The sequence below is a fragment of the Maribacter sp. TH_r10 genome (genome assembly GCF_033101095.1).
GTDB lineage: Bacteria > Bacteroidota > Bacteroidia > Flavobacteriales > Flavobacteriaceae > Maribacter_A > Maribacter_A luteus.
This window is the reverse complement of sequence record NZ_JAWMPY010000005.1, coordinates 87764-113130: the sequence shown is the minus strand read 5'-3', so window position 1 is coordinate 113130 and position 25367 is coordinate 87764. Positions and strand designations below refer to the sequence as shown.

The 25367-nt window shown below is 38.9% G+C and carries 27 protein-coding genes; 17 read left to right on the top strand and 10 right to left on the bottom strand.

Annotation, left to right across the window (positions count from 1 at the left end; translation table 11 throughout):
- Window positions 1–77: 77 nt before the first annotated feature.
- The gene (locus R3X28_RS13325; protein ID WP_317664885.1) at window positions 78–1355 is read right to left on the bottom strand and encodes an NAD(P)/FAD-dependent oxidoreductase; all 1278 of its coding nucleotides are present in this window, start codon (window positions 1353–1355) and stop codon (window positions 78–80) included.
- A 194-nt stretch (window positions 1356–1549) separates the two neighbouring features.
- Here R3X28_RS13325 and R3X28_RS13320 point away from each other — a divergent pair, with 194 nt between their 5' ends.
- Window positions 1550–1774 carry a hypothetical protein gene (locus tag R3X28_RS13320; protein ID WP_154364280.1) on the top strand — a complete coding sequence of 75 codons (225 nt, stop codon included), beginning with the start codon at window positions 1550–1552 and terminating at the stop codon, window positions 1772–1774.
- Here R3X28_RS13320 and R3X28_RS13315 read toward each other — a convergent pair.
- Both R3X28_RS13315 and R3X28_RS13310 read right to left on the bottom strand, forming a co-directional pair.
- Entirely contained in the window at window positions 1771–2670 is a 900-nt protein-coding gene (locus tag R3X28_RS13315) for a universal stress protein (RefSeq protein WP_154364294.1), read from the bottom strand. The two genes, R3X28_RS13320 and R3X28_RS13315, sit on opposite strands and share 4 nt — an antisense overlap.
- A 149-nt stretch (window positions 2671–2819) precedes the next feature.
- Window positions 2820–3521, bottom strand: a complete 702-nt coding sequence (locus R3X28_RS13310; RefSeq protein ID WP_154364296.1) for a Crp/Fnr family transcriptional regulator — start codon at window positions 3519–3521, stop codon at window positions 2820–2822.
- A gap of 116 nt (window positions 3522–3637) precedes the next feature.
- On the opposite strand from R3X28_RS13310, the gene R3X28_RS13305 reads away from it, so the two are divergent.
- The 16 genes from R3X28_RS13305 to R3X28_RS13230 all read left to right on the top strand — a co-directional run bounded on the left by R3X28_RS13305 (window position 3638) and on the right by R3X28_RS13230 (window position 19894).
- Window positions 3638–6013, top strand: a complete 2376-nt coding sequence (locus R3X28_RS13305; RefSeq protein WP_317664881.1) for a heavy metal translocating P-type ATPase — start codon at window positions 3638–3640, stop codon at window positions 6011–6013.
- 73 nt (window positions 6014–6086) lie between these two features.
- Window positions 6087–6311 carry a cbb3-type cytochrome oxidase assembly protein CcoS gene (gene ccoS, locus R3X28_RS13300; protein WP_154364300.1) on the top strand — a complete coding sequence of 75 codons (225 nt, stop codon included), beginning with the start codon at window positions 6087–6089 and terminating at the stop codon, window positions 6309–6311.
- A 2-nt stretch (window positions 6312–6313) separates the two neighbouring features.
- Window positions 6314–8512 carry a cytochrome-c oxidase, cbb3-type subunit I gene (gene ccoN / locus R3X28_RS13295; RefSeq protein ID WP_154364302.1) on the top strand — a complete coding sequence of 733 codons (2199 nt, stop codon included), beginning with the start codon at window positions 6314–6316 and terminating at the stop codon, window positions 8510–8512.
- Window positions 8513–8518: 6 nt separating this feature from the next.
- Window positions 8519–8713 (top strand): CcoQ/FixQ family Cbb3-type cytochrome c oxidase assembly chaperone, encoded by a 195-nt coding sequence (locus R3X28_RS13290; RefSeq protein ID WP_246200116.1) that lies wholly within the window; start codon window positions 8519–8521, stop codon window positions 8711–8713.
- A complete protein-coding gene (locus R3X28_RS13285; RefSeq protein ID WP_154364304.1) occupies window positions 8710–9663 on the top strand; it encodes a cbb3-type cytochrome c oxidase N-terminal domain-containing protein in 954 nt (317 codons plus the stop codon). Before R3X28_RS13290 ends, R3X28_RS13285 begins: the two co-directional genes overlap by 4 nt.
- 26 nt (window positions 9664–9689) lie before the next feature.
- Window positions 9690–11111 carry a cytochrome c oxidase accessory protein CcoG gene (gene ccoG / locus R3X28_RS13280; RefSeq protein ID WP_154364306.1) on the top strand — a complete coding sequence of 474 codons (1422 nt, stop codon included), beginning with the start codon at window positions 9690–9692 and terminating at the stop codon, window positions 11109–11111.
- A 19-nt stretch (window positions 11112–11130) separates the two neighbouring features.
- Window positions 11131–11577, top strand: coding sequence for a FixH family protein (locus R3X28_RS13275; RefSeq protein ID WP_317664875.1), 447 nt, complete (start codon window positions 11131–11133; stop codon window positions 11575–11577).
- Window positions 11578–11735: 158 nt separating this feature from the next.
- The gene (locus R3X28_RS13270; protein WP_282055342.1) at window positions 11736–12440 is read left to right on the top strand and encodes a sulfite exporter TauE/SafE family protein; all 705 of its coding nucleotides are present in this window, start codon (window positions 11736–11738) and stop codon (window positions 12438–12440) included.
- A 160-nt stretch (window positions 12441–12600) separates the two neighbouring features.
- Window positions 12601–13203: a TetR/AcrR family transcriptional regulator gene (locus R3X28_RS13265; RefSeq protein WP_282055343.1), complete on the top strand. Its 603-nt coding sequence runs from the start codon at window positions 12601–12603 to the stop codon at window positions 13201–13203.
- Between the two features lie 27 nt (window positions 13204–13230).
- Window positions 13231–14523, top strand: coding sequence for a TolC family protein (locus tag R3X28_RS13260; RefSeq protein WP_317664872.1), 1293 nt, complete (start codon window positions 13231–13233; stop codon window positions 14521–14523).
- Window positions 14524–14551: 28 nt separating this feature from the next.
- The gene (locus R3X28_RS13255) at window positions 14552–15448 is read left to right on the top strand and encodes an HlyD family secretion protein (RefSeq protein WP_317664870.1); all 897 of its coding nucleotides are present in this window, start codon (window positions 14552–14554) and stop codon (window positions 15446–15448) included.
- A 13-nt stretch (window positions 15449–15461) separates the two neighbouring features.
- A complete protein-coding gene (locus tag R3X28_RS13250; protein WP_317664868.1) occupies window positions 15462–16364 on the top strand; it encodes an ABC transporter ATP-binding protein in 903 nt (300 codons plus the stop codon).
- 46 nt (window positions 16365–16410) lie between these two features.
- On the top strand, window positions 16411–17145 hold the full coding sequence (locus R3X28_RS13245) for an ABC transporter ATP-binding protein (protein WP_154364334.1): 735 nt from the start codon (window positions 16411–16413) through the stop codon (window positions 17143–17145).
- A gap of 4 nt (window positions 17146–17149) precedes the next feature.
- Window positions 17150–18256, top strand: coding sequence for an ABC transporter permease (locus tag R3X28_RS13240; protein WP_317664866.1), 1107 nt, complete (start codon window positions 17150–17152; stop codon window positions 18254–18256).
- A gap of 101 nt (window positions 18257–18357) precedes the next feature.
- A complete protein-coding gene (locus tag R3X28_RS13235; protein WP_317664864.1) occupies window positions 18358–19479 on the top strand; it encodes an ABC transporter permease in 1122 nt (373 codons plus the stop codon).
- Between the two features lie 22 nt (window positions 19480–19501).
- Complete coding sequence (locus R3X28_RS13230; RefSeq protein ID WP_282055350.1) at window positions 19502–19894, top strand: group III truncated hemoglobin; 393 nt, start codon at window positions 19502–19504, stop codon at window positions 19892–19894.
- A gap of 20 nt (window positions 19895–19914) precedes the next feature.
- Here R3X28_RS13230 and R3X28_RS13225 read toward each other — a convergent pair whose 3' ends face one another.
- The 7 genes from R3X28_RS13225 to R3X28_RS13195 all read right to left on the bottom strand — a co-directional run bounded on the left by R3X28_RS13225 (window position 19915) and on the right by R3X28_RS13195 (window position 25352).
- Window positions 19915–21126, bottom strand: coding sequence for a hypothetical protein (locus R3X28_RS13225; protein ID WP_317664861.1), 1212 nt, complete (start codon window positions 21124–21126; stop codon window positions 19915–19917).
- A 38-nt stretch (window positions 21127–21164) separates the two neighbouring features.
- Entirely contained in the window at window positions 21165–21947 is a 783-nt protein-coding gene (locus R3X28_RS13220) for an ABC transporter permease (RefSeq protein ID WP_154364373.1), read from the bottom strand.
- Window positions 21940–22650: an ABC transporter ATP-binding protein gene (locus tag R3X28_RS13215; RefSeq protein WP_154364375.1), complete on the bottom strand. Its 711-nt coding sequence runs from the start codon at window positions 22648–22650 to the stop codon at window positions 21940–21942. The genes R3X28_RS13220 and R3X28_RS13215 overlap by 8 nt, the downstream gene beginning before the upstream one ends.
- Window positions 22647–23843: a nitrous oxide reductase family maturation protein NosD gene (locus R3X28_RS13210; RefSeq protein WP_317664858.1), complete on the bottom strand. Its 1197-nt coding sequence runs from the start codon at window positions 23841–23843 to the stop codon at window positions 22647–22649. The genes R3X28_RS13215 and R3X28_RS13210 overlap by 4 nt, the downstream gene beginning before the upstream one ends.
- Window positions 23844–23884: 41 nt before the next feature.
- Entirely contained in the window at window positions 23885–24178 is a 294-nt protein-coding gene (locus R3X28_RS13205; protein ID WP_154364379.1) for a cupin domain-containing protein, read from the bottom strand.
- An 84-nt stretch (window positions 24179–24262) separates the two neighbouring features.
- Entirely contained in the window at window positions 24263–24700 is a 438-nt protein-coding gene (locus R3X28_RS13200; RefSeq protein ID WP_154364381.1) for a nitrous oxide reductase accessory protein NosL, read from the bottom strand.
- Between the two features lie 28 nt (window positions 24701–24728).
- Window positions 24729–25352 carry a hypothetical protein gene (locus R3X28_RS13195; protein WP_154364383.1) on the bottom strand — a complete coding sequence of 208 codons (624 nt, stop codon included), beginning with the start codon at window positions 25350–25352 and terminating at the stop codon, window positions 24729–24731.
- Window positions 25353–25367 lie beyond the last annotated feature (15 nt).

The window sequence follows — 25367 nt, the reverse complement described above, 5'->3', positions numbered from 1 at the left end:
AATCGAAGCTCAACACAACATGGCAAATATACAAAGGTTTTTCAAATTCCTCTTACAGAAGCAGACAATTCGATAAGCTATTCTTTTGGCGTAAATGGTCTAACGATCAAACGGGCAGCTTTATCAAAATTAATGTAATTGTACATCCAGTTGAAAAAAACGATTACCCTATTTCGGAAGCCGACCAGTGCCATTAAATGTACGAACATCCAAATATACCAAGCCAAGAACCCACCGAATTTCGCCTTTTTCAAATCCACCACCGCCTTATTCCTACCTACCGTGGCCATTGTACCCTTGTCATAATAGTTAAATGGTTTCATTTTATTGCCCGTAAGAAGGCCCCTAAGGTTTTTGGCCAAAAGTTCTCCTTGTTGAATGGCAGGTTGTGCAACTTGCGGATGTCCTTTGGGATATTCCTTTGTTTGCATCAATGCTATATCACCTATGGCGAAAATATTCGTATACCCTTCAACTTGGTTGAATTCATTTACCTTATACCTATTCACGCGATCGACAAGTGCGTCATTCCCGAATCCTTCGATTGCGGCACCTGTAACCCCTGCGGTCCAAATACAGTTCTTGGTTGCTATGGTTTCCTTGTTGTTCAAGGTTAAGGTTTCACCATCATAATCTTGAACAATGGTATTCAAATGCACATTTACCCCCAACTTTTGTAAAAACCGTAATGCTTTATCAGAAGCTTTAGAGCTCATGGGAGGCAAAACGCGTCCACCGCCTTCATATAAATGAATTTGCATTTCTGCCATGTTCAAATGTCGATAATCCTTAGGAAAAACATTATTCTTAAGTTCGGCAAAAGCCCCAGCAAGCTCCACACCTGTGGGTCCGGCCCCTATAATACAAAAATTCAATAACGCCTTACGCTCCTCACTATCGGTGCAATCATCTGCCTTTTCAAAATTCTGGAGCATTAGACTACGGATATTCAGTGCCTGCGGAATATTCTTCATGGGCATGGCATATTTCTCAATATCGGCATTGCCAAAATAATTGGTCTTAGTACCGGTTGCCATGACCAAATAATCATAGGAAAGGCTTCCTTTTGTGGTAAACACTATCTGCTTCTTTGGATCAACATGGGTTACCGTAGCCCACCTGAAGTAAAAATTATTCAACTTTTTCAGCACCTTACGCAAGGGATAGGCAATTGAATCCGGTTCTAAACCACTAGTGGACACTTGATACAACAAAGGTTGGAAAGTGTGGTAGTTCTGTTTATCGATCAGCACCAATTGAACATCGAGGTCCTTTAATCGTTTGGCCAATGAAATTCCGGCAAAACCACCTCCGATCACCACCACCCTTTTCTTCTCTGTCTTAGGAATATTCATGCTTTTTTATGCAAAATTAAGCATTCCTAATCGAGAATAATACCCGTGTTTAATTCCGTTACAAAATCTGTCAGAAATATGAAATTTTATGGATAAAATATAAACCTACAACCAAATAAAAGACAAAAAAGGCCTCTTTTTAGTTTTTCTTAACCCAAAGAAAAACCCTTTTTTCGTATTTTGTAAATAAAAACATGAAAAACTCCGCAATGTTCTGGGTGGCCAACACCACCATAACCCTAGTCATCGTAACGATAATGGCCGCTATGAATTTCTCTTTCAATTGGGTTTTTTACGTTACCGTATTGGGCCAATCAATGGTCGTTTATATGGTTTATAAGGTTTTAACGGACAATTACACCACCAAAAAAACATTCAAGGATTTTTATGAGGACCACCCAATAGGTGAATCCAATTAATCCATTACTGCATTTTTTCTGTTCATTGAAGATTTTGCAGGCATGTTCATTCCTAGTTCCGGAATAACCAATAAAGGTATCTGCGTATGGAAAGCCATGCGTTTCACAACCGCTTCGCGCGTCATCTTCTCCATATAACTATGCTGATAGTTAAGCATCGCCAATAAATGGATATCCAGTTCTTTGGTGAATACATCCAATGTTTTGGAAACCGAATTGAGCTCGGAAACCGTATGCACGTAATGCTCAACTTCATTAAGGTACTTTCGTAACATATTAAGATTGAACATCTGAATCTCGGTCAAAGCCTTAATCTCATACTGCACATGGACTATACGAATAACCGCTTTAAAAGCTTTGGCCAAATCTATTATCGGTTGCAGTTCTGAAAGGGAGTAAAACCTATTGAAATCGGTTGCAAAAGCGATTTCGGTAGGGCTGACATAATCGAAATATTGCGGAATCGCCAAAACCGGGCAATTCTTCACGGATTTTATGATACGAACGGTATTACTACCCATAAACACCTCATCCAAACCAGAAGCACCTTTGGTTCCCGTTATTATAATATCGATTCCCACGCTTTCAACTATATCCTTTATTTCATCAACCAAAAGGCTAAATGAGGATATGGTTTTATAATTATGCTTTGGATAGTTATAGTGTTTTTTGATCATAGCCACCAATTCTTCCAACCCACGTTCCGAATTATCACGAACGGCACTTTCCTGAACATGCCCTACGTTGGTTGCCATGAATCTGCTACTTACAATAGCAGGTGTATATGTATTGAGCAAATGAAAAACACATTCCTCATCCTTGAACAATTCAATAGCATACTTGGTAGCATTCCAAGCATTCTCTGAAAAGTCAGTGGGCAATAATACATTTCTCATTCCATTCAGTTTTATAATGTGTAAAATTATCTGAAGGCGAGGGCGTAAACTATGATTTATATCAGTTTTTACAAAATGCTGTAAACCCTTAAAAACAAAGGATTTATAATGGAATATTTACTTAATTATTATTGAGGAAAATGAAGAAATCAGAAGCCTTCTATCAAATCTTGGAGCAGTTTCTCGTTCAGAACACCAATTTTTTTACCTGAAGTCCTGATCATTCCTTTTTTCTTAAATTCAGAAATGATCCTTATTGCAGATTCCGTGGCCGTACCTACGACATTGGCAATATCTTCCCTGGAAAGAGTAAGGACCAAGAAGCCTTGATCATCTTCCCCATAATTATTCTTTAGATATAGGAAAGCTTCAGCTATACGCTGTTTTACGGTTTTCTGGGACATATTTACGATTACATCATCGGCTTCTTTAAGGTCATGGGCCATATGACGTAAAATCTCAATGGCATAATCCGGGTTTCTGCTCAAGGTATGTACTATACTGTCCTTTGGTATGAAGCAAACTTCCATATCGCTCACGGCAACGGCACTTAAATTGGTATATTCCTCCGCAATTACAGATCTTTGCCCCATTACCTCTCCTTTACTGGCAAGTTTCACGATCTGGTCTTTTCCGTTTGCACTTAATTTTGAAAGTTTGGAAATACCTTCCCTAACGCAGAAGACCCCATCTAGCTTATCCCCTTCTTCGAAAAGGGCTTCACCTTTCTTGACTTTTTTAGTGATTTTTGAGTCCGAAACCTTTTTCAATTCGGCCTTGCTCATGGCACGTAAAGAGTTGAACTGTCTAATAATACAGTTTTCACATCTGTTATGATTTGCCTCCTCCATAAATTACGCTCTTAGGACTTCTTTAAATATCGCATAAAAATATTGAAAAGATGACAATTATCATGTATTATTTCAGGAAAGTTCAGGATATTTGTTATAGGTATAAGCAAAAGTAAATGGATAAGGTACATTGTTATCACTGTGGTGACGATTGTGGCAAGAATCCCGTTGTGTACGATGGGAAGAATTTTTGTTGCAATGGCTGCAAGACCGTTTACGAGATTTTCTCTAGCAACGACCTTTCCCATTATTACGATTTACAATCCTCCGCAGGGGCGACCCCCAATGTAGTAATCAGCAAATATGATTTTCTGGACGACCCCGAGATTATTGACAAGCTGTTGGAATTCAATGAGGACAACCTTCAAATCGTGAACCTTTATATTCCCCATATCCATTGCAGTTCCTGTATTTGGATTTTGGAAAACCTGAACAAGCTGAACCCGGCAATCAGTAGCTCACAAGTAGATTTTCCCAAAAAAACGGTTCGTATTGTTTTTAACCCGGAAACGATAGGGCTTAAAGACTTGGTGGTCTTATTGGCAAGAATAGGTTACGAACCTTACATTTCATTGGAAGACTTTGGTAAAGGCAAAAAAAAGGTAGACCGTGGGCTTATCTACAAATTGGGAGTGGCGGGTTTCGCTTTTGGCAACGTTATGTTCTTGTCATTCCCTGAATATTTTGAGGTTCAGGAGTTTTGGCTCGACCAATATAAAATCCTGTTCCGATGGTTAATGTTCGCATTTTCCCTTCCGGTAGTGTTTTATGCAGGTCAAGATTACTTGATTTCGGCCTTTAAAGGTCTACGATCCAAAATATTGAATATTGATGTTCCCATTGCCTTGGGAATTTTAGTGTTGTTCCTACGAAGTACGGCAGAGATCATCTTTGACTGGGGATCCGGTTTTTTCGACAGCTTAACGGGGTTGATTTTCTTTCTCTTGTTAGGAAAGTTCTTCCAACAGAAAACATATTCATTCCTATCTTTTGAGCGGGATTATAAATCTTACTTCCCCATTGCAGTTACAAAAATAGGCCAAAACAACAAGGAAGAGACCGTTCAAGTCTATGATATCAAGAAAGGAGACCGGTTACTTATCCGAAACGAAGAACTGATTCCCGTCGACGGTATATTGATCAATGGAAGGGCCCAAATTGATTATAGTTTTGTCACCGGTGAATCCGAACCTGTTTTCAAAGAATCGGGCGACAAGATCTATGCAGGTGGCAAACAATTGGACGGTGCCATAGAAATGGACGTGCTTAAATCAGTTTCTCAAAGTTATCTGACCCAATTATGGAGCAGTACGGTCTTTAGTGAAGACAAGGAAAGTAAGTTCCAAACATTGACCGATAGTATCGGCAAACGTTTTACATGGGCCGTTTTGACCATCGCATTCGTAACTACGGCCTTTTGGCTTTTTTACGACAGCAGTAAGGCCATGAACGTTTTTACAGCGGTACTCATTATAGCCTGCCCCTGCGCCATAGCTTTAGCGGCCCCTTTTACCCTTGGGAATATGCTACGGATATTTGGGCGTAAGAAATTTTACCTGAAAAACACCCAGACCATAGAGCAATTGGCCCAAATCGATACTGCGATTTTCGATAAGACAGGAACGATTACGACTACACAAAAAAGCAGTGCCACCTATGAAGGCATGCAATTGACATTAGCAGAAGAATCCTTATTGAAAAATACATTACGGGCCTCGAACCACCCATTGAGCAGAACATTGTACGACATGTTGGCCGAACATAATATTGTACCATTGGACGACTACCAAGAACACTTGGGAAAAGGAATTGAAGGACAAAAGGATGAAGGCCACATAAAAGTAGGCTCGGCTGATTTTGTAGGGAATGCCACGGACCAAGACATAGAAACAACCTCGGTTCACATAAGCACCAACAACACCTATAAAGGCCGTTTTGTTTTCCACAACCATTATCGGGACGGGGTTTCGGAAGTTTTCAAAGCTATGGGCGAACATCTGCACCTGGCGATATTATCCGGTGACAATGAAGGGGAAAAAGTTAGGCTAGAAAAAATACTGCCTCCGCTTACCCCAATGTATTTTAACCAAAAACCCAAGGACAAGCTCAATTTTATAAAATCACTTCAGGAACAAGGCAAAAAAGTAATGATGGTCGGCGACGGACTCAATGATGCCGGGGCACTGGCGCAAAGTAATGTAGGAATCGCCATTTCTGAAAACGTGAACGTTTTTTCACCTGCTTGTGACGGCATACTCGATGCTTCCAAATTCAAGGAACTGAACCAATATATCATCGCATCAAAAAAAGCAATGAAAATCATTAAGCTAAGTTTTCTGTTATCACTTGTTTATAATGTTGTTGGTTTGTATTTTGCAGTAACCGGGCAATTAGAGCCGGTTATTGCGGCAATCCTAATGCCTTTGAGTTCTATTAGCGTGGTTGGTTTCACGACCTTGGCAACAAATTTTTTAGGAAAAAAAGTAAATTAATTTAAAAACCTGACATATATCATGTTTTACCTCATGGCAATTATATATGTTTGGGCCGAATTTCAGGTAAGGTATGAGTGTTATTTATGTGTTATTGGCTATTAGCCTTGTTGTGGCTATAGTCTTTTTCACCATTTTTATTATTTCCGTTCGTAGCGGGCAGTACGATGATTCGTATACGCCATCCGTTCGTATGCTATTTGAAGATGAGATAGTAAAGGATACCTCGTCCGCAAAATCCACAAAAACAGAGAAGAAGAATAAATCAATCCAACTAAAACAAAGTCAAAAACTGTAATTATGGAAGTACAACAATTCTATTACGATAACAAAATCGTAAAAAATTTCCTCTATGCTACCATGTTCTGGGGAGTTGTGGGAATGTCCGTGGGGCTATTACTGGCCTTCATGTTTCTTTTCCCTAATGTAACCGATGGTATCCCATGGTTAAGTTTCGGTCGCCTTAGACCTTTACACACCAACGCGGTGATTTTTGCGTTTGTGGGCAACGCCATATTTGCCGGGGTCTATTATTCTACCCAGCGATTGTTGAAAGCCCGTATGTTCAGCGATTTCCTAAGTAAATTCAACTTTTGGGGATGGCAATTGATCATAGTGGCCGCAGCGATAACACTTCCATTAGGGTATACTTCAACCAAGGAATATGCAGAATTGGAATGGCCCATTGATATTGCCATTGCAGTGGTATGGGTAGCCTTTGGGGTCAACCTGATCGGCACCATGTTCAAAAGGAGACAACGACACTTATATGTGGCTATTTGGTTTTATCTGGCCACTTTTGTTACCGTCGCCGTACTACATATATTCAATAGTTTGGAACTTCCTGTTAGTTTCATGAAAAGTTACTCGGTTTATGCCGGAGTTCAAGATGCCTTGGTACAATGGTGGTACGGTCACAATGCCGTTGCATTCTTCCTAACGACACCATTTTTGGGGCTTATGTACTATTTTGTTCCCAAAGCGGCCAACAGACCTGTATATTCCTACAGATTATCGATAGTTCACTTTTGGTCCTTGATATTCATATATATCTGGGCAGGACCTCACCATTTATTATATTCGGCACTACCTGACTGGGCACAAAACTTAGGTGTAGCCTTTTCAGTAATGTTGATCGCTCCTTCTTGGGGTGGTATGATCAACGGTCTATTGACCTTACGTGGTGCTTGGGACAAGGTTCGAGTAGACCCTACGCTTAAATTTATGGTTGTTGCGATTACAGGTTACGGTATGGCAACTTTCGAAGGCCCAATGCTTTCCCTTAAGAACGTTAATGCGATTGCCCACTTCAGTGATTGGATCATTGCCCACGTTCATGTTGGTGCTTTAGCATGGAACGGTTTCTTGACCTTTGGTATGATTTATTGGTTGGTTCCTAAAATGTTCAAAACCAAATTACATTCCGTAGGTATGGCCAATTTCCACTTCTGGATCGGCACATTGGGTATTATTCTCTATGCATTGCCTATGTACGTTGCCGGGTTCACACAAGCTTTAATGTGGAAAGACTTTAACCCTGACGGAACCTTGGCCTACGGTAACTTCTTGGAAACCGTACATGAAATAATTCCTATGTATTGGATGCGCGCCATAGGTGGTAGCCTTTACATTCTTGGTATGTTCACACTGGTCTATAACGTAATCGTTACCATAAGATCAGGTAGCAAAGTTGAAAATGAATTGGCCGAAGCTCCTGCCTTAGCCCGTGTATCCAGTAGAAGAACTGCAGGTGAGACCCTACACACCTGGTTAGAGCGTAAGCCTGTTCAAATGACTATTTGGGCAACAGTGGCCATTTTAATTGGTGGTATGATCGAGATCGTACCTACTATTATGGTAAAATCCAACATACCTACCATATCAAGTGTAAAACCATACACTCCTTTAGAGCTGGAAGGTAGAGATCTTTACATACGTGAAGGTTGTGTTAGTTGCCATTCGCAAATGGTTCGTCCTTTCCGAAGCGAAGTGGAACGTTACGGTGAATATGCAAAAGCTGGGGAATTCGTATACGACCATCCATTTCTTTGGGGAAGTAAACGTACCGGACCCGATTTGTTAAGGGTTGGTGGTAAATATTCCGATAGTTGGCACTTAAACCATATGTACGATCCTCAAAGTACATCATCAGGATCCATAATGCCCGCTTATCAATGGCTGGTACTTAGCGAACACGACCGTAGCGACATACAGGACAAAATGGAAGCCATGGTAACCTTGGGCGTACCCTACACAGAAGAGGAAATAGCCAATGCTTTTGAGTCAATGGATGCGCAAGCCACCAAAATAGAGAAAAACCTCTATTCCGATCCAGATTTCGTTAAATCGTATGAGGCCGATAAAACATATGCCCAAGAGAACGGATTGGATTTTGTTGAAATGAAGGATCGTGAGATCGTTTCCTTAATCGCTTACTTACAACGTTTGGGAACCGATATCAAAGTGAAGGAAACCGGAGAGATTTTAACTGAAAAATAGTAAACCATGCTAAAATTCATAAAAGGTCACTTAGAAAGTATAGATGGGGTAACAACCTACCCCATGGTATCGTTAATTATATTCTTTGTCTTCTTTGCATTGCTTTTTTGGTGGGTTTTCACAGCACGTAAAGCATATATTGACGAAGTAAGCTCACTCCCATTAGAAGATAACAACCAAAACAATAAACAAGAATTATGAAAAATATGTCACCCTGGTGGATCAGGATCCCCGTAACCTTCTTCATCATTTTCGGATTGATGGAGTACTTTATAGACTCTGGAGAGCAATTGGCAATTTTTGCATACCCCATAACACAGTTTTTCATGTTAATGGTGTTATTGATCTTAATCGCCATGGAAGTGATTTTGAGGTCAATCGAAAGTGTAATGTTCCAAACACTTAGCGAAGAAGGCAAAGAACGATACCTGGCCGAAAAAGCAAAACAATGGGAATGGGCTTGGGGCAAAAAAGTATGGGCCAAGATGACGGCCAATAAACCTATAGAACAAGAAGGCGAGATTATTCTAGACCATAATTATGACGGTATTAAGGAATTGGACAACGATTTACCGCCTTGGTGGGTCTGGATGTTCTACGCAACAGCTGTATTTGCCGTTATTTATCTCGTACGTTTTGAGATTTACGGTGATTATGACCAAGAATTGGAATATGAACAGGAAGTTGCTGCCGCTAATTTGGCCATTGAGGAATACAAGAGAACAGCTAAAGACCTTGTAGATGCCAATACGGTAGAGTTATTGACAGACGCTTCCGATTTAAAAGCAGGAAAGGCCATATTCGAAACTACATGCGTAGCTTGCCACATGGCAGATGGCGGTGGTGGAATTGGGCCAAACCTGACCGATGATCATTGGATTTTGGGTGGTGGCATCAAAAACGTCTTCAATACCATTTCTGAAGGAGGTCGTGACGGCAAGGGTATGGTAGCATGGAAATCGAACTTTAAACCAGCAGAAATAGCCCAGATAGCAAGTTATGTACTGAGTTTTCAAGGAACAACACCTGCCAATCCCAAAGCACCGGAAGGTGATGTATGGGTAGACGAGAATGCACCCGCAAAAGAAGAAACATTAGAACAAACACCAGAACAAGCGACCGATTCAGTTACAGTGGCCGTGAATGAATAATATTCTTTACAAAAGGATAATAGACAATGGCAGAACAGGACAAAGAGAATTTTAGGGATTCCATAGGTACTATTAGCAAAGAAGGTAAACGCGCTTGGGTATTTCCTAAAAAACCGAGTGGCAGGTTTTATAAGTACAGGAAGTTAGTAAGTTATTTCTTATTGGCATTTCTTATATTCTCGCCATTTATAAAGGTAAACGGCAACCAATTTTTAATGTTCAATGTATTGGAACGCCGTTTCAATATTTTTGGATTCCCATTTTGGCCGCAAGATTTTCACCTGTTCGTAATATCTATGATCATCGGGGTTATTTTCATTGCCCTTTTTACTGTCGCCTTTGGCCGTATTTTCTGTGGATGGATCTGCCCACAGACCATATTCATGGAAATGGTCTTCAGACGAATCGAGTTTTGGATAGATGGTGATCGCCCTGCTCAAATGCGTTTGGCCAAACAACCCTGGAATGCAGAAAAAATCAGAAAAAGGGTAATCAAATGGATTATCTTCTTCCTTATATCGTTTATTATAGCCAATGTATTCCTTGCTTATTTAATAGGAAGCGATAGATTGATACAGTACATCACCGATGGCCCAATGGCACATTTGAGCACATTGGTGGCCCTATTGGTATTTACGGGTGTATTCTACTTTATATTCGCTTGGTTCAGGGAACAGGTCTGTATCATTGCCTGTCCTTACGGAAGAATGCAAGGGGTTCTGCTTGACAATAAATCTATTATAGTTGCCTACGACCATAAACGGGGTGAAGCCGAAAATGGACGTAAAAAATTTCGGAAAAACGAAGATCGTGAAGCCTTGGGACATGGTGATTGCATTGATTGTAAACAATGTGTACATGTATGTCCTACGAACATCGACATTAGGAACGGAACGCAACTCGAATGTATCAACTGCACCGCCTGTATTGATGAATGCGATACGGTAATGGAAAAAATAAACCTTCCAAAAGGTTTGATCCGTTATGCCAGTGAAGACGAAATTACCAAAAAAGAGAAGTTTAAATTTACACCAAGATTAAAAGGCTACTCTGCCGTTTTGTTCATTTTGACCGGTGTACTTATCGGCATGTTGTTCTTACGTAATGATCTTGAAGCGAACATCCTTAGGCTTCCGGGTCAATTATACGAACACAAAGAAGGGAATATAATCAGTAATGTATATACCTATAAATTGATCAATAAGACAACAAAAGAAGTTGAAGATGTCAGCTTTAAACTTTTATCCCATAATGGCACCATCAAATTAGTGACCACGGACAACTTTACAGTGCCCGCACAGGATTTGGCCGAAGGCACTTTGTTTATAGAAATCAACAATTCGGCTCTTAATGGCGATAAGGACAAATTGAAAATCGGCGTCTATAGTGGCGATAAATTAATCGAAACTACTACAGCAAGATTTTTAGCGCCAAGGAGCTATAATTGAACAGTGAAAAAAACGTGTTATGAAAATTAATTGGGGAACAGGAATAGTATTGGCATTCATAGGGTTCATAAGCTTTATATTGTTTTTCGTCATTCGAATGAACATGGACGACCATGCCAATCATGATCTGGTCACCGAAGAATATTACCAACAAGAATTAGGCTATCAAAAAGAAATAGATGCAGAAACCAATGCGAATAATCTAACAACCAAACTCAGTACACGTAAAACCCCTGAAGGAATAATAATTGAATTTCCAAAAGAACAAGATATAAATAAAATCAAAGGCACAGTGTCCCTATATAGGCCATCCAATAAACACTTGGATTTTGACTTACCCATAAGTTTATCCAATACACATTTGCTCATACCTGACGAACGTTTGTTGGATGGTCGCTGGGACATTAAAATCGCATGGGAATACCTCGATAAGCCTTATTTATACAAAAAAAGCTTTACCTATTAAGAAAAAAGGTAAAGCAATTAGAACCAAGAAGGGGCAAGATATATAATGCCCTTAGTCAATTTAGGGTAATTAAAAGGGAACCTCAATTGACATTTAAAGAAAAGTAAGATTAAACAAATAATCGGCAAATAGCTTCTAGCCTATTATATCGGAACAATATGTTATTATCAGCATTGGTATTGGGTCTTATGGGAAGTCTGCACTGCGTTGGCATGTGCGGCCCAATTGCCTTTATGCTACCTGTTGATAGAAACAATAACCTAAAGAAAATCTTTCAGATTACCCTTTACCATACCGGGCGCCTATTGGCTTACGGACTAATTGGTTTGGTTTTCGGACTTCTGGGAAAAGGACTGTATGTCTTTGGAATGCAACAAAAACTATCGATCATAATAGGTATTTTGATGATCGTAGTTGTACTGATACCCTATAAAACTTTCAGTAAGTACAATTTTTCAAAACCACTGTTCAGGATCATATCAAGAATCAAAAGTAGATTAGGCAAGGAATTGAAGAAAAAATCCCCTGATACATTCTTGACCATTGGTTTTCTTAACGGCTTTTTACCTTGCGGACTAGTCTATATGGCCCTTTTCGGAGCAATAGCTATGGGCAATGCATTGGAGGGCGGACTTTACATGGTTCTTTTCGGTTTAGGTACCGTACCATTGATGACCACTGCCATTTATATGAGTGGTTTTCTTAAGCGTTCGGTGAAACAAAGAATACAACAATTGATTCCTGTTTTTGTTGTAGTCATCGGTGTACTTTTCATTTTAAGGGGAATGGGCCTGGGCATACCCTATATATCGCCAAAACCGGTTACGAACGTAACGACAAGCACCATGGAGTGCCAACCATAATTATAGACTCCTTAGTCTCATATTTTCCATTTTAATTTATCCGAATGCCAAAATTCCTATAGCAGAACGCACCACAATTCTTAAGGAATTACATGAAATTCATTCTTCATAAAAATTAATTATGTACATTTGTTAACCATTTGGTTAAACCATACAGTTAATGAAAGACATTAATACCGAACAAGCAATATTAAATGCAGCCATAACCATTTTCCAAAAAAAGGGTATGGCAGGTGCGAGAATGCAGGAAATTGCAGATGAAGCCCATATTAACAAGGCGATGTTACATTATTATTTTCGAAATAAACAACAATTGTTCGAAGCCGTATTAATGTCCGCCTTTCAAAAATTAGCACCCCAAATGAACATTATTTTCGCCTCAGAAATTGATGTTTTTGAAAAAATCAGAAAGTTTACCGCTGGGTATATAGACTTTATGTTAGAGAATCCTTATTTACCATTGTTCATTATACATGAGTTAAAACACAATCCAGATTTTGTCAAAAAGATTATGTTACATCCGAACAAACCCGACCCAAAACCACTTATAATTCAATTTGAAAAAGAAATCAAAGCGGGTAGAATCAAAAACATTCCACCAAAACAGATATTGCTCAATTTATTGTCACTCACAATATTTCCCTTTGTTGGCGAAGCATTGTTAAAATTAGTTTTGGATATAAATGACAAAGAATACAAACGAATGCTCAAGGAACGTAAAACATTGATAGCAGAACAACTCATCAGTAGTATAAGCGCATAAATAATAATGCACTAAACCTATTAAATTATGAACACATCAAAAAATAAATACGGCACCATAAACAGTTTCCTGCTTTTACTATTCTTCCCGTTCGTCCTTATTGCCCAGCAGACCCTAACCTTGGATGAATGTTTCGACCGTGTCACCAAAAATCACCCCATAGCGGAACAAATCGCACTATTACGCACTAAATCCAACTTAGATCTTGAAGCGATAAACAAAGAAAAATTACCTCAACTAGACATAAATGCCCAAGCCACCTACCAATCGGATGTGACCCATTTACCCGTGGCCTTACCGAACATAACGGTCAACTACGCAAATAAAGACCAATACAAAGCCACTTTGGATGCCAGCCTACCTATCTATAACGGAGGCTTGATAGATGCTAAAGCAAGATTAGAAGAAAGTAATACCAGTGTGGGCTTACAAGAAGTAGAAGTGAATTTATACGCCTTAAAATCGAGCATTAATGAATTATACCTCTCCATTCTTCTTATTCAGGAAAACCGATCATTACTAGAAGCAAAGGAAAAACAGTTACAAACACGGCTAAAAGAAGTAAAGGCGGGTGTGGAATACGGCACTTTACTCCCAACATCTGCAGATGCCCTAGTTGTAGAGCTTTTAAAAATAAAACAAAACTATGCTGAACTGGACCATTCGAAATCAAGTTTACTTAAACGTTTATCTTTCCTAATCGGGAATGAAATCAATAATAATATAGTTTTACAAACCCCAACGGTAAAAATAACGAACAACCCCTTATCCCAGCGGCCAGAACTTACTCTGTTCGGTCTTCAAAAAAATCAAATAGAAAAGTCCATCCAACAATTATCAAAATCCAAGTTACCCAAATTAAATGCCTTTGTACAAGGAGGTTATGGCAACCCAGGATTAAACATGCTCGACAATACCTTTACTACCTATTATTATACCGGATTGCGCCTTAACTGGAATGTTTTTGATTGGAACAAGAACAAAACCGAAAGGCAATCATTAGCCATAAACAAGGACATTATAGATTCACAGGAAAAGACTTTTGAACTTAACAACAACTTGGAACTTGTTCAGATACAATCTGAAATAGATAAATTAAATGAGTATCTAACCATTGATCAGGAGATTATACCAATCCGGGAAAACATGGTCAAATCGGCCGCATCCCAATTAAAAAACGGGGTAATTACATCATCAGCTTATATGTCGGAATTCACCGATTTATATGAAGCTAAGAGCAATTTAAACTTACACCGCATTCAATTATTACTACAACAAATCAAATTCCAAATTACTAATGGAACCTATGGAACCAATTAATTCCTCAATAAGTAAACAGACCAGAACAATGAAAAAATCCATTTTTATATTAGCACTACTTACAGGAATCTTATTTACTTCTTGTAATGGAAACGGGGAAAAAGCGGATGGTTACGGCAACTTTGAAGCCACCGAAACAACAATATCTTCCGAAGCAAATGGCAAACTCCTTTTCTTTTCTGTGGAAGAAGGGCAATTACTCAAGAAAGATGACATAGTAGGTGTTGTCGATACGATTCAATTATCATTGAAAAAGGCTCAACTTCTAGCAAATAAAAAGAGTGTCTTTTCAAAATCCCGAAACGTACTTTCACAACGTGAAGTCATTAAAGAACAATTGAAAGTGGCCCAAAACGACCACAAAAGAATAGAAAACCTCATCAAAGAAAATGCGGCTACCCAAAAACAGTTAGATGATATCAATGGCCAAATAGAAATTTTAAAACAACAAATGATCAGTGTTGAGACCCAAAACACCCCAATAGTGACCGAAGTTAAAAGTATTGAAGTGCAAATTCAGCAGATCGAAGATCAAATAAAAAAAAGCATCATTCAGAATCCCTTAAAGGGAACGGTACTAACAAAGTATGCCGAACCCCATGAAATAACCGCATTCGGAAAACCCCTCTATAAAATTGCAAATCTTGATGTTATGGAACTAAGGGTGTATTTAAGTGAAACCCAATTGGCAGATATAGAAATAGGAAACGAGGTAACCGTGAAGATAGATGCCAATGATTGTATGAAATCATATAAAGGAGAAGTTTCATGGGTTTCGGACACGGCAGAATTCACTCCAAAAATCATTCAAACCAAAGAAGAACGGGTAAACTTGGTGTATGCCGTAAAGGTCTTGGTCAAAAATGATGGAAGTCTAAAAATAGGCATGCCTGCCGAAATCTGGATTTTGAACAACAAAGAATAAGTCTATTACGCCCATGTCGATCATCGTAAAAAACATAAGCAAATCCTACAAGCAAGTCAAAGCCTTGGACAATATTTCCTTAGAGGTACCTTCTGGGGAATTGTTCGGATTGATCGGTCCTGATGGTGCCGGAAAAACCACTTTATTCCGGATTTTGACCACCTTGTTATTACCTAATGAAGGCACGGCTTCTGTAAACGGGTTCGATATAGTAAAGGATTACAAATCCATCCGCAACAATGTTGGTTATATGCCAGGAAGGTTCTCTTTGTACCAAGATCTTACCGTAGAAGAAAACCTAAGGTTCTTCGCCACCATATTCGGCACTACCATAAAAGAGAATTATGATCTCATCCGTGACATCTATGTACAGATAGAACCTTTTAAAAACAGAAGGGCCGGAAGGCTATCAGGCGGTATGAAACAAAAATTGGCCCTCTCATGTGCCTTGATCCATAAACCCAAGGTACTGTTTTTAGATGAACCGACAACTGGGGTGGATCCCGTTTCCCGGAAGGAATTTTGGGAAATGTTGAAGCGCTTGCAAAAACAGAATATCACGATTTTCGTTTCCACCCCTTATATGGATGAAGCCGAACTGTGCGATAAGATAGCTTTGATTACCGACGGGAAGATTTTACAAATCAATACCCCAGAGGCCATAAAGGCTTCTTTCCCAAAGAAAATCTATAAGGTAAGATCCTCGGAAACCTTTAAACTGATCCAAGACTTAGGCACCTATAATAAGACACATAGTGCATATCCGTTTGGGGAATACATACATTTTACGAGCACCCAATCCGATTTTCAGCCTAGTGAATTAATCGATTACCTAAAAGCAAATAAACATACCCAAATCGAGGTCCTTGAAACGAATGCCACGATCGAAGATACGTTCATGGAACTGTCCAAATAAAACTAAAACGGGAATAAAGTATTAAACAATTGACCCCAGAAGAAGAATGAAAGCAGCAAATGCCATACAAGTAAAAAACCTGACCAAAACCTTTGGTGAATTTACTGCCGTGAACAACATATCGTTCCATGTGGGCAAAGGAGAGGTGTTCGGTTTTCTTGGAGCAAATGGCGCGGGAAAAACCACAGCGATGAAGATGCTCATCGGTATTTTAAAACCTACTTCTGGCAAAGCCCAAGTAGCTAATTACGATATAACCAGCCATGCCAATGATGTAAAGAAAAACATAGGGTATATGAGTCAAAGGTTCTCTTTGTACAATGATCTTACCATAAAGGAGAACATTACTTTCTTCGGGGGTATCTACGGACTTAAAAAAGCAACCATAAAAACAAAGACCCAAGCATTGATCAATGATCTGGGCCTACATGACGAAGCCAATAAATTGGTGGGCTCATTACCTCTCGGCTGGAAACAGAAAGTCGCCTTTTCGGTATCACTACTGCACGATCCACAGATTATTTTTTTAGATGAGCCCACCGGTGGTGTAGATCCCATTACCCGAAGGCAATTTTGGGAAATGATATATCGTGAAGCCCATAAAGGCAAAACGATCTTCGTAACCACACATTATATGGATGAAGCCGAATATTGTGATCGTGTATCGATAATGGTCGAGGGTAAAATCGAGGCCTTGGACTCTCCAAAAAACCTAAAAACCCAATACAAAGTAGATTCAATGAACCAGGTATTCCTGAAATTGGCAAGAAACATAGAATAACAGCATGAAACGATTCATAGGATTCATACAAAAAGAGTTTTACCACATCCTGAGGGACAGACGCTCGCTGTTCATCCTATTCGGTATGCCCATTGTACAGGTCTTACTTTTCGGATTTGCCATCACCAATGAGATAAACAATGTTGATATTGCGATCCTGGACCAATCTAAAGATGCGACCACAAAAGAAATAATCGCCAAAATTTCAGCATCAAAATATTTCAGCATCAAACAGGTCATAGACAATGAGGCATCGATCGAAAACGTATTTAAAAAAGGGAAGATCAAAGCGGTCTTGAATTTTGAAAAGGATTTTAGCAAAAAACTGATAACCGATAACAAGGCGACCATCCAGATCTTAACAGATGCTACCGACCCCAATACCGCCAACACCATCAGTAATTACACGACTTCTATCTTAAAAAACTATCAACAAGACCTAAATCAGGGAATTCAGTTATCCTATCAAATAGAACCTAAGGTACGGTTGGCCTATAACCCGGAACTTAAGAGTGTTTTTATGTTCGTTCCAGGAGTCATGACGGTTATCCTAATGCTGGTTTCGGCCATGATGACCTCCATATCGATTACCCGGGAAAAAGAACTCGGTACTATGGAAATATTATTGGTCTCGCCTTTAAAACCATTTCAAGTAATCATTGGAAAAGTGGTGCCCTATATACTACTTGCCGTTATTAATGCGATCGTCATCATCTTATTGAGCCTTTTCGTATTCAAAATGCCGGTTCAAGGTAGTTTTATGCTATTGGGGGCCGAAAGTATCCTTTTCATCATTAATGCCCTTTCTTTAGGAATACTGATCTCTACGATCGCCTCTTCCCAACAGACCGCCATGATGGCTTCCCTAATGGGCTTAATGTTACCCGTGATTCTTTTATCGGGATTTATTTTTCCCCTTAGCAGCATGCCCCTACCCTTACAGATCTTAAGTAATATCATTCCGGCCAAATGGTTTATAATCATCATAAAGGGAATAATGCTAAAAGGTGTAGGCTTGAACTTTATTTGGAAAGAAACATTGATCTTAATAGGAATGACCTTGTTCTTCATAACCATAAGTATAAAAAAGTATAAAATCAGATTGGAATGAAGAGGACAGTACGGGACACTAAGTTAAAAACAGGGGAGGCGAAAACATATAATAAAATAAATCTATGGTCTAGTCTCTAGATTCTAGCATCTAAAAGGAACATGAACATCATTCGATATATCATACAAAAGGAATTCAGGCAGATTTTCAGGAATAAGGCCATGCTACCTATCATTTTTATGATGCCATTGATACAACTGATCATACTCTCCAATGCGGCAACGTTTGAAATCAAAAACATCAAATTCGGGTATATCGACAATGACAAAACCCCCTATTCCAGGGAATTGGTGGAGAAATTCAATGCCTCAACCTATTTTAACGTGCTTTCAGATTTTCCTTCGGCAAAAATGGCGAAATCAGCCATGTTAAACGGTGATGTTGATGTAATACTGGAGATTCCCCAATATTTTGACCGTAACCTTGTAAGGGAAAAGAAAACTGATTTATCCGTAACAATCAATGCCATTGACGGTGCTGCGGCCGGAGTTGAAAACGTGTATGTTACACAGATCATACAACAATTCAATAAAAACGTACAGGTAGACTTAATGCTCTACGACACGGTAAATGACCGACCACAGACCATAGAGACCATTCCGTTGTTTTGGTACAACGAAACCTTGAATTATAAAACGTTCATGGTACCCGGAATCCTAGTGTTATTGGTTACGATGATCACCCTTTTCCTTTCTGGGATGAATGTGGTCAGGGAAAAGGAAATAGGCACCTTGGAACAGATAAACGTAACCCCGATCAAAAAATTCCAGTTCATTATTGGCAAGCTTTTTCCTTTCCTTGTTTTGGGGTTGGTTTTATTGACCGTAGGATTGATCATTGCAAAATTACTGTTCAATGTACCTATTATAGGCAGTATCTTTCTTATGTACGGTTATACGGTTGTTTATATTCTTGTTATACTGGGAATAGGTTTGTTTATCTCCAATTACACCGACACGCAACAACAGGCCATGTTCATCGCTTGGTTCTTTATGGTCATCTTTATTTTAATGAGCGGTTTATTCACCCCGATTGAAAGTATGCCCCAATGGGCACAGCTATTGACCGAGTTCAACCCGATCAAGTATTTTGTTCAGGTAATGCGTATGGTAATGCTTAAAGGTGCAGGATTTACAGATATTTTACCCCAATTGGCAAAGACTTTGCTCTATGCGGTCGCCATGAACGGGCTGGCCGTAATGAGTTACAAAAAATTCACTTAGCTTTATCCCAAAACAAGAATCAATGGCTACCAAGACAGATATTAAAGACAGAAAAGATGTTTCTTTATTGGTCAATACGTTTTACGCAAAAGTCAGAAAAGACAAAGTACTTGGCCCAATCTTCAATAATATCATAAACGATTGGGATGCCCATTTAGAACTGTTGACAGATTTCTGGGAGACTCAGCTATTTTTAAAAAGAAAATACTTTGGAAACCCTGTAACCGCCCATGAAGAAGTTGATGAAAAAACGAACCAGAGCATTACACCGGAACACTTTGGGTTTTGGCTGAACCTTTGGTTCCAAACATTGGACGAATTGTTTGAAGGGGAAACGGCATGGATTGCAAAAAACAGGGCCCAAAAAATGAGCACCATGTTATTTATGCACATGTATCAGCATAGATCCAAATAAATTTCGATTCCCGTACATTATTAGATTTCGTTTTTTTTAATCCTTAAATTAAATCCCAATATCGCAATTAGCCCCATAGGGAGCAATAAGCTCACTAAGGCCAAGGCCCTATTATAGTCTTCAAACAACGGCCACCTTTGCCATGCCATAATCCCCTTATAAAAAATAAAAACTTCGGTCGTTATAAAGCCCAAGAGGTATATAAAATAACCTATCACAGGTAATTTCAACAATTTAAAATAATCGAAAAACAGAAATAAGGAAATGGACACAACACCCAAGAACGTCCAATGTAAATACCCAATCGTAAAATCAATTATTGTGGCCGCCAGATTAGAAAAATAAGGGAATGCAGTCATTAACTGTAGTAATATTTTAATCCCTATAAAAATGGTTGCCATTAGGAAGACATTCTTTTGGAATGGAGAAAAAACCTCAATCAGTTTCTTATCTGACTTCAACCCGACACCAATAAGAATACCAAAAGCGATAATTTGAAAAAAGGCTCCAAGCCCTCCCATAGCAAACATAATGACAGGGGGATTTGTCCATAAGGTGGATAGAAAAAAAGTGAACACGATTCCTAAGTTCATACTCCAAAAAAAGGTCGTGAACATTTTCTTGGGTATAATAATATTACGCTGTTCCAGCACATAAAAAAATAAACCCATTAAGGCTAGCACCATCCATCCGTTATACTGAAAATGTAGGTAAAAATAAATGGCCAACCGATACCAAACAGACCCTGGTCCCAGAGTGTTCATGATAATACCCAATAACCAAGGACCAATGCTGGAAAGCACCATATACATGAGGGAAAAACGAATACATTGGTATGAACTTGCCCTTTTTAAACCAACTGGTACATTCTTAACGAAAAACCAAGTAAACCAATAGGAAGCAATAAGGAACAAGGTTGAAAAAACAATGGAAAAAAACGCATACCCCTGAAAGGGGAAGGTCACCAACATACCGACCAAGGTTATCTGGGTAAACCAAAAAATACGTCGATATTCCCGATTGAGCCCTTCTTGGACCAAGAACAACTTGAACAATAAAGTAGTTAACCCCACATAAACCCAACCCAAAAGCGCTATATGGGAATGCCCGTGAACTATGAATTTATAATTAAAGGGAAACTCAAAAATTTGGAATGACCGCAATAACAACCCAAGAAATGCCGCCGTAATAAAATAACCCAGCGCTAAATGTATATGGTTTCTCAGGTTCATAATTACGACCAGCCTCTATTTATCAGTACGAAAATAGTCTAAAAATCCTTTCGCTTGGATTTGTAGGCCAATCGCCAAATAGGAAGAACGGTCCACAGTACCAACATACCCAAAGAGATGAACAATCCTAAATTAGTGCCGAAATAAGATTTGAACACGGCTCCCGTGTACCCTAACAAAGCAGAAATATCCAATTTCAACAATATCAAGGTCCGTGACAAATCGATAGGATTAAAGGTGGTAGCGGCCAAAGAAAAAGAATCTAAGGGGTACTCTTCAAAAATTATCAGTGACAACAAAAATAATCCGTCATAAATAACCGCCAAGAACAACCACATAAGAACCGCATAACCAAAGCCCTTTATCTTATTCTCATTAGATAAAGCTATATTGAATGCCAAAGCCGTAAAAATCAAGGTTAAAAATGCCCCTGTAACCAATAGCAATGAAAAGTCCCAGATGGCATCGCTCTGAAAAAGTCCGTATAGGATAAACGGTATCCCCAATCCTAATATAAGACTAAGGGTCAAGGAACCTGCAACCCCATAATATTGTCCCAAGAAAATCGAGGATCGTTTTAACGGTTGTGCCAAAAGTAGCTCTGTAAATTCCTTAGAATTATAAAAATACATTACCCCAAAGATCGTACTGATCAAAGGTACAAGAACAATGATCACGTTCATTAGGGTGATCACAGCTTTAGAAAGGTCGTGGTTCAAAAAAAGAAGCACGAATCCTAATGCCAAGTAAAACAAGAAGTACACATAACTCCATCGACTTCGCATTAAATCGTAAAAACTATATTTAAGGATCTTAAGCATTTGTTGTATGGGTTGATATTGCCGCTATGGCATGTTCAAAATCATTTTGTTCGGTCTTGGCCATCAATTCGTCGATAGTGCCTTTAAAGTAAATATTACCCTCTAACAGATACACGATTTCATCGGCCATTTCTTCAACGAATTGCATTATATGGGTCGTAATCAAGATCGTTTTCCCTTTTGACTTTTCTTTTTGGATCAGATCCTTTAATTTAAGTAAGGAAGCAGGATCCAGACCTGTGGTAGGCTCATCAAGGATGATCAATGGACTATCGAACATAAAGGTCAAAACGATATTTACTTTTTGCTTGGTGCCCCCTGAAAGGGTACCTAGTTTTTTATCCAAAAAAGGCTCAAGGCCTAAAAGTGTAATTAGCTCTTGCTCATTACTGGGTTTTTGGCGTAGATCCTTTATCATCCGGATCAATTCCTTGACTTTGAGGTTTCCCGGAAAATTGGCTATTTGTGGCAAATAATCGATTTCTTGCCGGTATTTCCAGTTTTTTCGAATGGATGCCCCAAGTACGGAAAGATTCCCTTTATTGGGAACGACCATTCCCAAAATACTTTTGATCAATGTGGTCTTTCCCGATCCATTGGGTCCCAAAACGGCAAAAATACCCCCTTCATCAATACGTAGATCCAAATGGGAAAGTACTTGGTTCTTGCCAAATTTCTTATGTAGATTCTCTATCTGTATCATTCTGTTTTTTTCATTAAAGGCATTGCATCCATAAGATTATCAGGAGTAAAGACCGGGGATACTTTTTCGGAAAAATCGATAATATCCATAAAGAGGCTTCGCAACAAAACTATAGTTTCCGGAGTTCGGTTCACGATGTAAGAGAACAATTTCACCGGTCTGTAAGGCACATCCCCAATACCATCCTTATCCAAGTCATATCCCGTATAATTGCTCCAATAATTGTTCTCGAACTTATTGTCGTTCAATTTACTGTTATACGAAATATCAAAAGAGTTATATAAGAAATTATTCTTCACAAATGAATTGGTGTAGCAGGCCCCCAGTACTTTTACCGCCCATCCGTTATTAATAAAGTCATTACCTTCATAAGTAATACGATTGGAGCCCTCTATGTTTATTCCTATGGTGTTTTCCTCAAAGGTATTATCAATTATCTCGGCATCGTTTATTTCTTTCAGTAACATACCGAAAGCGGCCGAACCCCAATTTTGTCTAAATGTATTGCCTTTCATTAAAATACGTTTAGAAAACATGACGGCAACCCCTGCCCCATTGTTTTGAAAAGTGTTATTGGTATACGTATCATCATTGGAAAACATAAAATGCAGGCCATACCTTAGGTTGTTGGTACTTTGGTTGTTATTGATGGTTATATGATCGGAAAATTCCAGATAAATACCATCCCGTACCCCTTGTACAATGTTGCGATCCACCACTACATTGTGGGAATACCATAATTGAATTCCGTTTCCGGAATTATACTCATCTACGGCATCACCGATTATTTTGTTATGATACACCTTGCCATGGTTCGATTTTTCTAAATAGATACCGAAAAAAAGTTTTTCCAACACTACATTCTGTATGATGAAATTTTCACTTTTAACCACCCTTATGGCCGCATAATCAGTTGTATAACTGGTACCGACGTTGATCAGAAAAAGTCCGTCTACAGTAACATTATCGGAAACGATACGAATGATCTCCCCTCTTTTCCCACCATCGATAACCGGATAATTCTCACCCAACAAGGTCAGAGGTTTATCTATGAGGATATTGTATTCCTTATAAGTACCTTTTTTGATGAGAAGTGTATCAAAATCAACGGCCACCGCAATTCCTTCCTTTATGGATCCCAACTCGCAGTCCTGACATACCACAATGGTTTTGGCCCAAAGGGAAGTTCCCATAAGCAATAATATAAAAACGAGTAGCTTACTGAAATGCTTCATTACCTGACGACCAAAAATTTAGAATCTACCACTGCTTCGACCCAATGTTTTTGTTCTTTGGGAAAATTAAAATATTGCTGTTCTTTTAAGCGAAAGTTCTCTCCGTTGATATGAAATATTATTTCACCTTGAAGTACTATTAAATGGGCGTGGGTAGGTGAGGTGTGTTCCGGAAAAACTTCACCTTTTTCCAAACTTATATTAAGGACTTCATAATGGGTAGCTTTTACCAATTTTTGTAATTGGAATTTATTAAAGCCTTGTTCAGCTATTTGACTGTTTATCTCGTACATCTTGAATGATCTATTGTTAATACTAAGGCAATCGAAATAAAAGGACGTGATTTGCCCTTACGAACAACCCTTAATTAAGTACCATTATTCTATTTTGAATCTTGCTTTCAATTCTTCCCAAGAATACAACTGTCCTTTATTTTCAGTTTCAATCTGCTCCGCTGCCTTTCTTGAACTAAAAGCTGACAGGTATTCGCCCATAGGGCTTGGAATACTTTTACTGATTAAAAAAGTAGCCTCTTGTGCATTGATCAACTCTCCGGGATCTTGATAATCATTGACCAAAAAAAGTTCGATCGTAGCTACATCAACATCCTTGAGATGATTCATCATACATTCTGCAGCATCGAACTTATAAGCTTTACCTTTTTTAGTTACTATCTCAGCGGCATGCTGCCGATCTACAATGGTCATGGAACAAAAATGGCATCCATCAGCACCATAATCAATAGGTTTTGGACCTACCGTACAAGATACCATACTAACAATTACTACGACAAAAAGAAAGAATCTACTTAACATGGGTTTATATTTTATTGGGTTACACTGATTAACTTAAGGGTGTTTTAGGCTTTATGGCTTTTTTCCCAACAAAAAATGCAACGACCGTCAACATCATACCTATGAACATCATATACGCCCCTGTATGGGGTAGGGAGGTAACGTCGAAATTCAACATTTTCTGATATCCCAACAATGGCGGTTTATACGTCATTGGTGTACCGTCCGGGTTGACCACCTTTATAATTGCATGAGGGTCAAGGTTTGAGCCATAGTCAAGAAGCCAAGCATTAAAATCATACATTCCCAAGATACCTAAAATACTCATTAAGATAAACCAGCCTAAAAACCATTTATAGCTAACCTTGTGCATAAGACCAAATATGCCTATGATTACACCTAATGCAACCATACCACCGATTACGTAAGGAAAAACCGTGAACTCCCACATATCTTCCGGTTTTGGAATCACCTTCATACCAATGTAGTGATTGAGTCCGTCTATATTTTGAAGATCAAATTCCGAAACCCCCTGAATTCCAGTAATATGAATGTTCATACCTAAGGGTTCGGGATATTGGGGCGCACCCAACATAATATTCCATAATGGAAAAAAATACAGTCCTAATAGCAATAATGGACCGATGATCATTAACACACTTGCTTTTTTCATCACTAAAATTATTTG